The following is a 13050-nucleotide window of genomic DNA, read 5'->3' on the forward strand; positions in this document are numbered from 1 at the left end:
ACGCGCCGTTTACCATCACTTCCAGGCGAATACCGGCTGTTCCAGGTCGGTGACGCGGGTGTGCCGCCCCGCCAGCACCTCGCGGAACTGGTAGATCAGCGCCGCCGTCGGCGCGTGGATCAGGCTCATCTGGTGATGGAAGCGGATCACGCGGCGGGTGCTTTCGGGGATCGCGGTGAAATCGAACGCGTCATCGCGCTCGATCGTGTCGAGCGCGATGCGATGGACGGAGGCGACCTCGTCCGGGTTCGGCGTGATCGCGGCACGGCCCGCCGCCCACACCACGACCGGCGTGATCAGATAGCCGGAGCGGGTCGGATAATCGTCGAGCAGGCCGAGCACCGCGTTGGCCGAAAGTTTTAGCGCGAGCTCTTCATCCAGCTCGCGCAACGCCGCCTCGACCGGCGTCTCGCCGGCATCGCAGCGTCCGCCCGGCAGCGCCCACTGCCCGCGATGGGAGCGCAAGCTCGACGCGCGCCTGGTGAGGAGGAAGGCGGTGTCGTCACCGTCGCTGGATTCGGTCAGCGCCAGCACCACCGCGGCGCGCTTCAGCGCCGACGGCTCGGCCTCGTCAGGCAGCCGTGCGAAGGACGCGCAGGCCGCTTCGATATTCCGTCTGGTGGCATCGCCGAAAGGTCTCATGAAGCTTGACTACACCAGGACCGCATCTGATGAAACGAGCAGAGACAGCGTTGCAGGGATGAACCTGAAGATGACGAACAAGGCCGCCGCGAGGCTGAAATCAGAGGGCTGGAGCATCCTCGAGACCACCGGCTTCATGCACCTGGTCGGTCCCCTGTGGGAGCGCAAGGTCGACGGCCATTACGAGTTCGCGCTCGCCACCGAAGACAAGCACCACAACCGCCGCGGCATGGTCCAGGGCGGCGTCATGATGACCTTCGCCGACCGCACCTGCGGCATGACCGCCCGTTACGTCTCCGGCAAGGAGTTCATGGCGACGGTGCAGCTCGACACCCATTTCGTCGAAGCCGGCCAGATCGGCGACATCCTCATTTCCCGTCCCCGCGTGGTGCGCTCGACCCGCAGCCTGATCTTCATGAGCACGGAAGTGACGGTCGACGACCGCTGCATCGTGATGGCGAACGGCGTGTTCAAGATCCTGAAGGGGCCGGGGTAGGCGCGCGTCAGCGGCCCCCGTTGCCACCAAACCCACCGCTGTCATTCCCCGCGAAGGCGGGGAATCCAGTACGCCGCGGCCTCTCTGCTCGATCACTGCCGCCTCTGGAATACTGGATCGCCCGCCTTCGCGGGCGATGACACCGATTGCAGGGCACCGGCATACGCGTAATTGCGAGCGCAGCGAAGCAATCCAGAAATCTCCCCGCGGACGCAGCTCTGGATTGCTTCGCTGCGCTCGCAATGACCGACGTAGCTGGCTATGCTGCCCTCAATCGAACGATCGAGGAAATCGCCCATGCAATACCGTCAGCTCGGCCGCTCCGGCCTGAAAGTGTCGCCGATCTGTCTGGGCTCCATGATGTTCGGCGGGCCCACCGATGAAGCCACATCGAAGCGGATCATCGCGAAAGCTCGCGATGCCGGCATCAACTTCATCGACACCGCAGACGCCTATTCGAGGGGCGCATCCGAGGAGGTCGTCGGCCGCGCCATCGCAGGCAACCGCCACGCCTGGGTGCTTGCGACCAAGCTCGCCAACCCCATGAACACCGGGACGGGGGACGATCCCAACCGCGTCGGCCTGTCGCGGCGCTGGGTGCTGCAGGCCGCCGACGAAAGCTTGACGCGGCTCGGCACCGACCACATCGACATCTACTATTTGCACAAGGAAGACCATGCGACGCCGCTGGAGGAGACGGTGCGCGCGATGGGCGATTTGATCCGCGCCGGCAAGGTGCGCTATTTCGGCATCTCCAACTACCGCGCCTGGCGCGTCGCAGAGATCTGCAACATCTGCGACCGGCTCGGCATCGACCGTCCCGCGGTGAGCCAGCCCTATTACAACGCGATGAACCGCATGCCCGAGGTCGAGCATTTTCCGGCCTGCTCCTATTACGGCCTCGGCATCGTGCCCTACAGCCCGCTGGCGCGCGGCGTGCTCACGGGCAAGTACAAGCCGGACGCCGCCCCCGACAAGGAGACGCGCGCGGGACGCAACGACACCCGCATGATGCAGACCGAATGGCGGCCGGAATCGCTTCAGCTCGCACAAGAGATCAAGACTTACGCGGAGAGGCGCGGCATCACAGCCGGCCAGTTCGCGGTCGCCTGGGTGCTCAACTCCGCCTTCGTCTCCTCGATCGTCGCGGGGCCGCGCACCGAGGAGCAGTGGGACGGCTACATCAGCGCGCTCGACTATCGCTTCACCGCCGATGACGAAGCATTGATCGACCGGCTCGTCGTTGCCGGCCATCCGTCGACCCCGGGCTACAACGACCCCGCCTACCCGATCGAAGGCCGCCGCGCGCGGACGGCGTGAACTTCGGAGAGGATCATGCTCCACGAAGACCGCTACGGCCTGCCGCTCTCCACCGCATCCGATGCGGCTGCCTCTGCCTATCGCGAGGGCGTGGACCTCATGCTCGCGGGCTGGACCGGCATGGCAGAGGCCTTGGAGCGCGCCACTGCGGCCGACCCGGATTTTGCGCTTCCCCATATCGCCCGTGCCCGCGTGCACGCCTTCTATCAGCAGGGCGATCTCGCACGTCAGAAGGCGGCGCTCGCGCGCGAGCTGGCCGCCAGGCGCGGCACGGAGCGCGAGCGCTCGCATGTCGAGACGCTGGGGCTGGCGATCGAGGGCCGGCTGCCGGAAGCGATCGCAGCGACGCTGAAGCATGTCGAGAGCTGGCCGCGCGATGCCCTGGTGCTGTCGCTGCCGCTCGGCGCCTTCGGCCTGTTCGCCTTCTCCGGCATGGCGGACCACGATCGCGCGCGGCATGAGCTGTGCGAGCGCGTCAAGCAGCATTACGGCGAGGACTGGTGGTTTCTCACCATGGCCGGCTGGGCGATGACCGAGAACGGCGACGTTGCGCGCGGCCGCAGCGTGACCGAGCGCGGCTTCAATCTGCGTCGAACGAACGCCCATGCCGCGCATGCGGTCCTGCATGCGATGTTCGAGGACGGCTCGATCGACGCGGCCGACCGCCTCGTCGGCGAGTGGATTCCGACTTACGACCGCGCCGGAATCCTGCACGGCCACATTCGCTGGCACCAGGCGCTCGGCGCGCTCGAGCAGGACGATGCGGCCCGCGCGCTCGCGATCTATGCCGACGTGCTCCAGCCCACAGCCACGCAAGCGCCGCCGCTCAACGTCATCACCGATGCCGCCTCGCTGCTGTGGCGCCTGTCGGCCTACGGCCACACCGTACCAAAGGCGCTCTGGGCTGAGGCCGACGCCACTGCGCAAAAACTGTTTCCGAAGTCGAGCCTGCCTTTCGCTGACGTCCACATGGCGCTGTTCGCGGCGGCGACGCAGAATCAGGAGGCGCTCGCTGCACGTCTTGCGGTGATCGAGCAGCGGCTCGCCGAGGGCAGGTTGCCGGCCGGCCCCGTGGTGCCGGCGATCTTCCGCGCGCTGGCGGCCTTTGCCGATGAGGCCTACGCCTCATGCGTGCAAACGCTCGCGCCAGTCCTCACGGAGGTCGTGCGGATCGGCGGCAGCCACGCCCAGCGCGAGCTGGTCGAGGACACCTACATCGTCGCGCTCATGCGCAGCGGCGAGCTGCCCCGCGCCCGCGCCGTGCTGGACGCCCGCCTGCACCGCCGCCCCTCGCTTCGCGATGCACGCTGGCAGGCGGCGATGGGCTAGCTCTGCCACGAAAAAAACACCGGCCTGACGGCAAGTGCCGGCCGGGACGGTTGGGCGATTGCGGCGAATCGCCGTCGGGGTGGCGCGGTGGTATTCCAGAACGGTCTTGCAGAACAAACGGGATCGCAACCAATTTGCGGTTCGATCGTTATGGTGCGGACCTTTTCCGCCGCCACGGCCCTCCGGCACACGAGCCCGACGATGCGCCTTCGCCGACCGGTCCTCTTCGCCATCGCCATGGTCTTGACCATGCCCTTGGCAAGTCCTTGTTTTGCCGAGACTTCCGAACCGATCCCAGTCAACAATCCGCCGGCGCAGCAGAATGCCCTCATCGACCTCCTGGCGCTGATGACGGGCCATTGCAAGACGCTCAAGGTCGCCGGCCGCGCCTTTGCCTGCAAGACGGTGGCCTACGCCCATGGCGACAAAGGCCGGGTCAATTTCGCGGTCGCAGTCGACGATCCCTCCGACGACAGCCACGTGGTGTCGTTCTCCGGCGAGAACGGCAAGCGCGCCGACGACAATTCCTACGAGCTGCCGATCGACCGCATGCTGCTGAACTCCAAAGACCGCCCCAAGGTCGATGGCCTGCCGGTGCCGGCCGAGCAGACCTCCACCGGCCTCTGCCGCCAGACCGGCAATTTCGCCGCCAGGAAGGTGACCGATGTCACCTGCTCGGCGACCGACAACGAAGGCCGTCGATATGAACTGCTGTTCGTCTCCGACGGTACGCCGGTGAGCGTTCGCCGCATCCGGCAGTCCTCGCCGTCGATCCAAGATCCGTTCAAGTAGAGGCACTTCGTCTGGGCTTGCGTGGTAGCGCAACCGTCACGCATCGCTCCGTTGAAACTCCAGGCGAGGCGGTTATGCTCACGCCAGCGTTCTCATCGCGGAGACGCGATCGCAGTGGGGGCGGGCCGACGGTCCAGCAACGCGCGTATGATCACCGGGCTGGTGCGCATCCTGATCGTCTGCCTGCTTGCAAGCCTGTCGCGCGACTGCATCGCGGCCGAGGGCAAGCGGCAGCGTTCGATCCTGGTTCTTGAAGAAGCCGATTTTCGCTCGCCGTTTTATTCCGAGATCTTTGCCGGCATCCGCGCCGCCGCGAAGCAGAGCGGCACGGCTGACACGGTGATCTACGGCGAGAGCCTCGATCTCAGCCGCTTCCCGGGACCCGGCTATGAAGAGAGCGTGGTCGGCCACCTCAGGACCAAATATGCACAGCGGCCGATCGACGTCATCGTTTCCATTGGCGTCACATCGGCGAAATTCCTTCAAAAGCGCAAGCAAGAGATTTGGCCGGCCGCGCCAGTCGTCTACGGCTTCGTGCCTGATCTGCCCGAAACGCGCGCGCTGTTTCTGCCCGATACCACCGCCGTCTTCGCCCGCGTGACGCCAGCACATTTGCTGAATGCTGCGCGCGCCATCGTCCCAGACCTGACCCGTGTCGTCCTCGTGGGCGATGCCTGGAAGAATCCGCTGGTGTATGGACATTGGAAGCAGGACTTCGCGGCCATGATGCCGGGCCTCGAAGTCATGGATCTCTCCGATGCCGTGCTGCGCGACGTCCGCAAGCAAGTCGCTTCGCTGCCGGACCGTTCCGCGATCCTGACCTCCGCGATGTATTCCGACGGCGAAGGCACCTATTATTCCCCGGCGTCGGCGCTCGCGCTTGTCGCCGAGACTGCGAACCGTCCGATCGTCATCACGTCCGACACATTCCTCGGGCGATCGGGCGTCGGCGGCTTCCTGCTGATGCCGGAGATCATCGGACGGGAAGCCGGCGAAGTCGCCATGCGGATACTCGACGGCGAAGCGCCGTCGAACATCGTCCCCTTCGGCGGGGACAACGTGAAACCGATCTTCGACTGGCGCCAGCTGAAGCGCTGGAACGTGAACGAGGCCAATCTGCCCCCCGGCAGCGAGGTACGTTTCCGTGAACCGACCTTCTGGGGGCAGTATCACTGGCACGTCACCATCGTTGCGAGCATCGTTCTGCTGCAGGCGATGATGATCGCGATTCTGCTGCGCGAGCGCCACCTGCGCTTCGTGGCCGAGGTCGAAGCGCGGCAGCGCATGTCGGAGCTCGCTCACTTGAATCGCCGCGCCACCGTCGGCGAGATGTCTGCCTCGCTCGCCCACGAGCTGAACCAGCCGCTCGCCGCCATCATGATCAATGCCGAGTCGGCCCAGCAGATATTGCGGAATCCGGCTCCCGACCTCGGCGAGATCGAGGACATATTGGCCCACATTCGCCGAGACGATCAGCGGGCCGCCGAAATCATCAGCCGGCTGCGTGCGTTTCTGAAACGAGACCCGACGGTACGGCACGAGCTCGACCTCAATGCGATGGTCGGCGAGGTGTTTCGCTTCCTCTCCGTGCAGGCCTTGACGCACGATGTCGAGCTCGTGACGGAGCCCTCGCCCGCGGATATCCGCGTCAAGGGCGACAAGGTTCAGCTCCAGCAGGCCATTCTGAATCTGGCCATGAACGGCATCGATGCGGTGGCCCATCTACCGAACAAGCGGCGCCGCGTGGTCGGCCGAACCGGTCTCGCCGAGGGCAATCTGGCCCTCGTCTCCGTCGCCGATGCCGGTGACGGAATCCTCGCAGAGAAGGTGACGGAGATATTCAAGCCGTTCTTCACGACCAAGGCGCAAGGCATGGGCATCGGCCTGTCGATCGCCCATACCATCGTCGAAGCGCATGGCGGGCGGATCTGGGCCGAGAACGCGCCCTCAGGCGGCGCCGTCTTTCACGTCGCCCTGCCGCTGGCGGTGCCATAGCCGCGATCGCAGGCACCAGCACCGCCGAACCGGCATCACGCGAACGCCTTTTCCAGCGTCGCGAAGATCACCGCGAGCGACTTGTCGTGCCGCGTCACCGGCGGCACCGGGCGGTCGATCTTCATGAGCTGATAGACCGCCATCTGTGCTGCCCGCACCGAATATTCGACGGTGAACACGACGTCGTCGGGGATTTCGACGAACTGGCTGACGAAAGCGAGGTTGACCGAATTCTTCGGCACCGGCAGCGGCCGATCGGTCAGGTTACGCGGCATGAACATGCTGGTGATATAGGGCATGCGGCAGGGAACGCAGATCGCGTCGTCGAGCACGCTCGCATCGAAGTTCAAGTGGCCGCACAGCTCCTTCAAAATATCCGCGCCCCCGCAATCGGACATCGGCTTGCCGACGAAATTGCCGACGCGGTCGGGATGCAGCGCATAGCCCCAGAACACCTGCACATTCTTCGGCTGTCCTGCGAAATGCGGCTGGTGATACAGCACGACCGACATCAGCCAGTTGGAATCCTTGAACGTCACGAGGCCGCCGGTGCCGGCCCTGTTGCCGGAGAACGCCTCCATCCGGTCGAAGAACTGCGGATCGCGGCAGGTGACGGTGAAGGACAGCCAATAGGATTCGGGGATCGACGAGTTGAAGGCGGCGGGATTGCCGAACTCGGGACGGCCTTGCGCGATCGTCTCCCACAGCGCCCAGCCCTGGCTCTCCTTCTTGGTCAGGCGCGACGGCGGCTCGGTCATCGAGCCCAGGCTCGAGGCGTCCGTCATCGAGCCGTTCTGGAAGAACACGAGATCGTCGTCCTCGAGCCGGACATTGGCGATGCGGCCGTCGCGGTCGAGCACGAGCTGGCGCACCCGCAAGCGTCCGCCTTCGCTCTCGATCGCCATGTCGGTGACGCGCGTGCCGCGCACGAATTGCACGCCCTGGCGCTTCAGCCAGTCGGCGAGCGGCCGCACGATCGCATCATACTGATTGTAGACGGTGCGCTTGACGCCGGCGAGCGTCTCGATGCGCGGAAACTCGTTCATGAAGCGATGCAGGTATCGCTTCAGCTCGACCGCACTGTGCCAGGGCTGGAAGGCAAAGGTGGTCTGCCACATGTACCAGAAATTGGACTCGAAGAACTTCGGCGAGAGCCAGTCGGTGATGCGGCTGTCGCCGAGCGTCTCCTCCGAGGCCTCAGTCAGCCTCAGCAGCTCCAGCCTGTCGCGCGCGGAGAAGCCCATATGCGAGACATCGACCTTGAAGCGGTTGCGGTCGACCAGCCGCGCCTGCGAATGCGCGGGGTTGTCCAGGTTGAACGCGATGGTCTCGTCGCGCACGCTGAGGCCGGGATGCTCGAGCGAGGGAATGCTGGAGAGCAGATCCCAGGTGCATTCGTAGTGGTCGGTAGTCAGCATGCGGCCGCCGCGCAGCGAATAGGCGCCGTTCGCGAGCAGCGCGCCGTCGAGACTGCCGCCGACCAGAGGCTGCGCCTCGTAGATCACGATGTCTCGCCCCGCCTGTTGCGCGTCGCGGATCAGGAACGCCGCGCCCGCGAGCGATCCAATGCCACCGCCGATGAAATACGCCTTCATGACTTGCCTCGATTGCCATACGAATTTGTCGTGGGCGACATTGCATGCGGAGGCAGCGGCCGAAGTTGCGCTGGATCAAGCGCGGCGGAAGCAACGTTCAAGAGGACGTGAGCGCGCTCGCGGGGAGAGCCGAAACATTCGCCTTCTTCGCATAGATGTGCTCGATCTCGTCCGCGAAGCGGCGCTCGAGCGCGGGCCGCTTGTTCTTCAGCGTCGGCGTCAGCAGGCCCGCCGCAATGGTCCACGGATCGAGCGTCCACCACACCGCGCGCGGTGTGGCGTAGGACGGATAGGCCTTCACGGCCGCGGCGATCCGCGCCAGCAGCGCCGCCCGTTCCGCCGCCCCGCCTTGCTGGCCGCGCGCCGCCAGCCTTTCCTTCTCCTCTACCCAGGCCTTGGCATTCAGCACCACGAGCGCGGCGAGGAACGGCCGCTGCTCGCCAACCACCAGCGCCTGCTCGAACAAGGGATCGGCGAGGATCGCGGTCTCCAGATCCACCGGCGCGATCTTCTCGCCGGTGGAGGTGACCAGGATGTCCTTGATGCGACCGGTGATGGTGATGCGCCCGTTCTCGATGCGGGCCTGGTCGCCGGTATGCAGCCAGCCATCGGCGTCCTTGACGCGGCGCGTCTCCTCGTCCTTGTGCCAGTAGCCGAGCATGACGCTCGGACCGCGCACCAGCAATTCGTCGTTCTCGCCGAGCCTGACCTCGACGCCGTCGAGGACATGGCCGACCGAATGCGGATCGTTATCCTCGACGGTATTCACGGAGACCACCGGCGAGGTCTCCGTCATGCCGTAGCCCTGGAGGACGTCGAGCCCGAGCGCGAGAAACAGGCGAATGACGGGCGCCGCGATCGGCGCGCCACCGGACACCGCGACGCGCAGGCGACCGCCGAGTTGCGCCAGCACCTTGTCGGCGACGAGCCGCTTCAGCAGCGGCCAGGCCAGCCGGTCCAGCAGCGACGGCATGGCGTGCTGCTGCCGCGCGTCGAAGCGCCGCCCGCCGACGGCGACGGTGAGATCGAGCAGCGCGCGCTCGATCCAGCCCGCGGATGCCCGATGCTGCATGATCTGCGCGTAGATGCGCTCGTAGATCCGGGGCACCGAGACCAGCACCGTCGGCCGTACATGCTTCAGATCCTCCGCCAGTTGCGGCACCGAGCGGGCATAGGCGACGCAGGCGCCGGCCGCGATCGGGTAGTAATAGCCGCCGGTGCGCTCGAAGGTGTGCGAGAGCGGCAGAAAGGACAGGAAGACGTCGTGCGGCTCGGCTTCGATGCGGCGCGCGATCGCCTTCACATTGGCGACGACGTTGCCTTGCGACAGCATCACGCCCTTGGGCCGCCCCGTGGTACCCGAGGTGTAGACGATGGCGGCGAGATCGTGCGGTTCGATCGCGACATCGGGCAGCGGCGCGCTCGCCCCAGGGGCTTGCGCGAGCCAATGGTCGAGCCCGATGATCCGCGCGTTCGGCGTGATGAGCCCGCTTGCATCCGCGCAGACGACGCGCTTGAGATGGTCGAGCGGCTGGCCGGTCGCCACGATCGCCTGCCAGCGCTCCAGGGTATCGACGAACAAGAGCAGTGCACCGGAATCGACGAGGACGTAGGCGACGCTGTCGGGGTTGTCGACGGCGTGCATCGGCACCGGGACGAGGCCGCGCGAAAGCGCCGCCTGGTCCATCGCGATATGCGCGATGCCGTTCGGCATCAGGATCGCGACGCGCTCGCCGGGCGCGAAATTCTCCGCGGCCAGCGCCCGCCGCCACAGCTCGAATTCGGCATCGATCTCCCGCCAGGACTGGCTGACCCAGCGCTTGGCACCGGCGTCGAAATGGCGATAGGCCTCCGCCGCCGGCGTCGCCTTGATTCGCCAGCGCAGGAGCTCCGGCAGCGTCTTGATGTCGGCAAGACCGTCTGGTTGACTCGCCTGTCCCGGCATGGCGTTCTCTCGCATCTCGTCGATTCCCAACCATTTGGTGCCTCGACCCTAGGCCGGCCAGTCCTTGCCGCTTTGATCCTCAGCAAGGCGGCCATGCTTTGGAGCGACCCATGACGCGCGACCGCCTGTTTCTGCTGCGGCCCGGTTTCGAGGATCCGGCCTTTCCGGGGCGACTGTTCTACTGCTGGCATTGCGCGCTGATCGAGGGCGTGCTGGCCTCGTTTCCGCAGCTTGCCGCAGAGCTCGAGGTCGAGCGCATCGCGTGGCCGCGCCCGCGGCAGCCGGTGATCGCGCTTCTTGGCGAGGAGAACCAGTCGCTGCCGCTGCTGGTATTGGCCGACGGCGCGACATCGCCGCACCAGACCGGCAGCCATCAGGGCCGCGCCTTCATCGCCGACAAGGATGCGATCCTCGCCGCACTTTCCGAACGCCACGGCTTTCCTGATCCGCATCCGTGAGGCGCATCCGCCAGCCGGCATGACCGCTCTCGTGTCCCGTCGCAAAACGAGGGAAGATCGGCATTGCGCGCCGTCCCCATCCTCGCATATTCGCTTCCACGACCCGCGCGAAAGATCCGATCATGCCCCACGCCCTCCCCGCTCTCATCGTCATCGACGTCCAGCGCGCGTTCGACGAATGGGAGGCCGCGGGGAAACGGCGCAACAATCCGGATGCGGTGGCGCGGATCGCCGATCTGCTGCGGGCGTTCAGAACCCGCGGCGCGCCGATCTTTCATATCCGCCATGAAGGCACCAAGCCGAACTCGTCGTTCCTGCCTCAAAGCTCCGGCTATGCCGGCAAGGACGAGGCGCGCGAGCAGCCCGGCGAGACCGTCATCGTTAAGCGCGTCAACAGCGCCTTCATCGGCACGGATCTGGAGACGCGCCTGCGCGCGGCCGGCATCGGCACGCTCGTGATCTGCGGCGCGACCACCAATCATTGCGTCGAGACGACGACGCGGATGGCCGGCAATCTCGGCTTCGACGCGCGCCTCGTGCGCGATGCGACATGGACGTTCGACCGCATCGGGCCCGACGGCGACGTGCACGCAGCCGAGGAGATCCATGCGATGACGCTGTCGAACCTCAACGGCGAGTTCGCCCGCATCGTGACAACGCGTGACGTGATCGGGTCATTCGCGGCCAAGTGATGGCAGCAATGTGATCGACGCGATAATGCGACAATAAATCTTACGACGCGCGTTCAAGAGCGCGAATCATGCACCGCGCACTGCGTCGTTTCGACGCCCGCACTGTCCTGGAACGCAGCCGACGCCCATCTGTTGTCTCACGACATTCAACTGGAGTGATGACATGAAATATCTCATCGTCGCGATGGCGGTCGGAGCTGCGGCGCTTGCCGGCGGATCGACGGCGAACGCGGCCGGCAGTTCGAGCGCTAAGCAGAGCGCGCAGGGCGGCCAATCGACCGACATCAGCGCGCAGCACCGGCACCACGGCCATCACCATCATTGGCGCCGTCATCACCACCATCACGGCTACTACCGTCCGCACTACCGCAGCTACGGCTACTACCCGCGGCATCACGGCTATTACGGCGGCGGGCCGTATGGATATTACGGTGGCGGCGGCCCGGGCGTGACGTTCAGCTTCGGCGGCGGACGCTGGTGAGACATGAGGCCCGCAAGTGTGCGGGCCTCTTTTCATTTCCGCAGGATCATCCCCGCCGTCTCCGCCCCGCTCGCCAGCGCCGCTTCCACCGTGCCCATGTCGCGGCCGCGATAGAGCGCTTCACCGGAGAACAACACCAGGCCATCGGCGCGCGCCAGAATCGCCTGCGCCTCGCGCGTCCGCGGTGTCGCCCAGGAATAGGCGCCGCGGGCGAAGGGGTCGTGCGCCCAGTTGGTCGCCGCCGCGGTCACCAACTCGCTTGCGACATCCTCGCGCGGCAGCTTGAAGATGCCGGCGAGTGAATCGAGCCCGGCTTCGATCAATTCCTGCGCATCGAGCCTGTCCAGCTCCCTTGTGCGCGGGCCGCCGAACCAACCGGTGAGCACGGCCTGCTGGCTCGGATATTGCGTCCACCACACCGGGATCTTCTGTTCGGACAGCAGGAAGGTCATGCCTGCGAGCTCATGGTGCCGCTCGCGCCACCATGGCCGCGCGAAGCGCAGCAGGATCTTGATGACGTTGCCGAAGCCGATGTCATCAATGGCGGCAAGCCTCGCACGCGCGCTCGCCGGCAGCGTCATCTCGCGCAGCAAAGGCAGCGGCACGGTGAGGATCACGCTGTCGCAGCCATGTCGGTCGCCGCCGGCGCAGCGAACGGTAACTTCGCCGCGCTCCTCCTCGATCGCCGTCACCACGCAGCCGAGATTGATTGTGACGCCAAGCCTGCGGCAGTCCGCCGCGAGAAAGTCGATCAGCGTGCCATAGCCGCGATCGATGCGCGCCTGCGGCGCGTGCCCGCCATCCATCCATTCCTCGCGCAGCGCCAGCGTCGAGGCGCGCTCGGGGTCGGCCGCGTCATAGCCCTCGACCATCCGCTCGATCGAATGGCGCATCGGCGCATACTCATCCCCGGAAAAATGCCGGCGCAGGAAATCGGCGACGGAGAGATCGTCCTGCAAATCCCTCAGCGCGGCCTGAAGCTCCGCCTCGTGCGGATCGTCACGCGCCTCGCGCGAGAGCCTCGTTCCGTCAAAGCTCCACTGCTCGCCTTCGATCTCCTGAAGCGACAGCCCGGCCTCGCGCAGCAATCCGCGCGTGACCGGCGCCTCGCCATGGACGAATTCGGCGCCGCCCGCGGCGGGATAGCCGAACTCCTCAGCCGGCAGCGGATGGATGCGGCCGCCGCAGCGCCCGCGCGCCTCCAGCACCGTCACCTTCCGACCGGCACGCGCCAGCTCGCGCGCCGCCATCAGTCCTGCCGCGCCGGCGCCGACGATGACGATATGCTGTGAGGTCTCGGACATG

General features: G+C 66.2%; 12 protein-coding genes. 8 read left to right on the plus strand and 4 right to left on the minus strand.

What is annotated here, in order from left to right:
- Nucleotides 1-15: 15 nt before the first annotated feature.
- Nucleotides 16-642 (minus strand): CoA pyrophosphatase, encoded by a 627-nt coding sequence (locus XH83_RS32425; protein WP_194404643.1) that lies wholly within the window; start codon nt 640-642, stop codon nt 16-18.
- 70 nt (nt 643-712) lie between these two features.
- On the opposite strand from XH83_RS32425, the gene XH83_RS32430 reads away from it, so the two are divergent.
- From XH83_RS32430 to XH83_RS32450, 5 genes are all read left to right on the plus strand, one after another.
- A complete protein-coding gene (locus XH83_RS32430) occupies nt 713-1138 on the plus strand; it encodes a PaaI family thioesterase (RefSeq protein WP_194404644.1) in 426 nt (141 codons plus the stop codon).
- A gap of 297 nt (nt 1139-1435) precedes the next feature.
- Entirely contained in the window at nt 1436-2458 is a 1023-nt protein-coding gene (locus XH83_RS32435; protein WP_194404645.1) for an aldo/keto reductase, read from the plus strand.
- 15 nt (nt 2459-2473) lie between these two features.
- Nucleotides 2474-3787, plus strand: a complete 1314-nt coding sequence (locus XH83_RS32440; RefSeq protein WP_194404646.1) for a tetratricopeptide repeat protein — start codon at nt 2474-2476, stop codon at nt 3785-3787.
- Nucleotides 3788-3988: 201 nt separating this feature from the next.
- Entirely contained in the window at nt 3989-4579 is a 591-nt protein-coding gene (locus XH83_RS32445) for a hypothetical protein (protein ID WP_194404647.1), read from the plus strand.
- 147 nt (nt 4580-4726) lie between these two features.
- Nucleotides 4727-6574: an ATP-binding protein gene (locus XH83_RS32450; protein ID WP_194404648.1), complete on the plus strand. Its 1848-nt coding sequence runs from the start codon at nt 4727-4729 to the stop codon at nt 6572-6574.
- 35 nt (nt 6575-6609) lie between these two features.
- On the opposite strand, the gene XH83_RS32455 is transcribed toward XH83_RS32450, so the two are convergent.
- Both XH83_RS32455 and XH83_RS32460 read right to left on the minus strand, forming a co-directional pair.
- Nucleotides 6610-8169 (minus strand): oleate hydratase, encoded by a 1560-nt coding sequence (locus XH83_RS32455; RefSeq protein ID WP_194404649.1) that lies wholly within the window; start codon nt 8167-8169, stop codon nt 6610-6612.
- A 97-nt stretch (nt 8170-8266) separates the two neighbouring features.
- The gene (locus XH83_RS32460; protein ID WP_246776365.1) at nt 8267-10129 is read right to left on the minus strand and encodes a long-chain fatty acid--CoA ligase; all 1863 of its coding nucleotides are present in this window, start codon (nt 10127-10129) and stop codon (nt 8267-8269) included.
- A gap of 95 nt (nt 10130-10224) precedes the next feature.
- Between XH83_RS32460 and XH83_RS32465 the strand changes: the two genes are divergently transcribed.
- From XH83_RS32465 to XH83_RS32475, 3 genes are all read left to right on the plus strand, one after another.
- Nucleotides 10225-10572: a DUF3088 domain-containing protein gene (locus tag XH83_RS32465; protein ID WP_194404651.1), complete on the plus strand. Its 348-nt coding sequence runs from the start codon at nt 10225-10227 to the stop codon at nt 10570-10572.
- Nucleotides 10573-10694: 122 nt separating this feature from the next.
- Nucleotides 10695-11264, plus strand: a complete 570-nt coding sequence (locus XH83_RS32470) for a cysteine hydrolase family protein (RefSeq protein ID WP_194404652.1) — start codon at nt 10695-10697, stop codon at nt 11262-11264.
- A gap of 163 nt (nt 11265-11427) precedes the next feature.
- Entirely contained in the window at nt 11428-11745 is a 318-nt protein-coding gene (locus XH83_RS32475; RefSeq protein WP_194404653.1) for a hypothetical protein, read from the plus strand.
- A 32-nt stretch (nt 11746-11777) separates the two neighbouring features.
- Here the strand turns inward: XH83_RS32475 and XH83_RS32480 are convergent, their stop codons facing one another.
- Nucleotides 11778-13049, minus strand: a complete 1272-nt coding sequence (locus XH83_RS32480) for an NAD(P)/FAD-dependent oxidoreductase (protein ID WP_194404654.1) — start codon at nt 13047-13049, stop codon at nt 11778-11780.
- Nucleotide 13050 lies beyond the last annotated feature (1 nt).

Origin of the sequence: Bradyrhizobium sp. CCBAU 53351, assembly GCF_015291745.1 — a bacterium.
Taxonomy (GTDB): domain Bacteria; phylum Pseudomonadota; class Alphaproteobacteria; order Rhizobiales; family Xanthobacteraceae; genus Bradyrhizobium.

Coding starts and splice junctions, on each gene's coding strand:
- XH83_RS32425 (WP_194404643.1), bottom strand. CDS start 642: ATGAGACCTTTCGGCGATGCCACCAGACGGAATATCGAAGCGGCCTGC.
- XH83_RS32430 (WP_194404644.1), top strand. CDS start 713: ATGACGAACAAGGCCGCCGCGAGGCTGAAATCAGAGGGCTGGAGCATC.
- XH83_RS32435 (WP_194404645.1), top strand. CDS start 1,436: ATGCAATACCGTCAGCTCGGCCGCTCCGGCCTGAAAGTGTCGCCGATC.
- XH83_RS32440 (WP_194404646.1), top strand. CDS start 2,474: ATGCTCCACGAAGACCGCTACGGCCTGCCGCTCTCCACCGCATCCGAT.
- XH83_RS32445 (WP_194404647.1), top strand. CDS start 3,989: ATGCGCCTTCGCCGACCGGTCCTCTTCGCCATCGCCATGGTCTTGACC.
- XH83_RS32450 (WP_194404648.1), top strand. CDS start 4,727: ATGATCACCGGGCTGGTGCGCATCCTGATCGTCTGCCTGCTTGCAAGC.
- XH83_RS32455 (WP_194404649.1), bottom strand. CDS start 8,169: ATGAAGGCGTATTTCATCGGCGGTGGCATTGGATCGCTCGCGGGCGCG.
- XH83_RS32460 (WP_246776365.1), bottom strand. CDS start 10,129: ATGCGAGAGAACGCCATGCCGGGACAGGCGAGTCAACCAGACGGTCTT.
- XH83_RS32465 (WP_194404651.1), top strand. CDS start 10,225: ATGACGCGCGACCGCCTGTTTCTGCTGCGGCCCGGTTTCGAGGATCCG.
- XH83_RS32470 (WP_194404652.1), top strand. CDS start 10,695: ATGCCCCACGCCCTCCCCGCTCTCATCGTCATCGACGTCCAGCGCGCG.
- XH83_RS32475 (WP_194404653.1), top strand. CDS start 11,428: ATGAAATATCTCATCGTCGCGATGGCGGTCGGAGCTGCGGCGCTTGCC.
- XH83_RS32480 (WP_194404654.1), bottom strand. CDS start 13,049: ATGTCCGAGACCTCACAGCATATCGTCATCGTCGGCGCCGGCGCGGCA.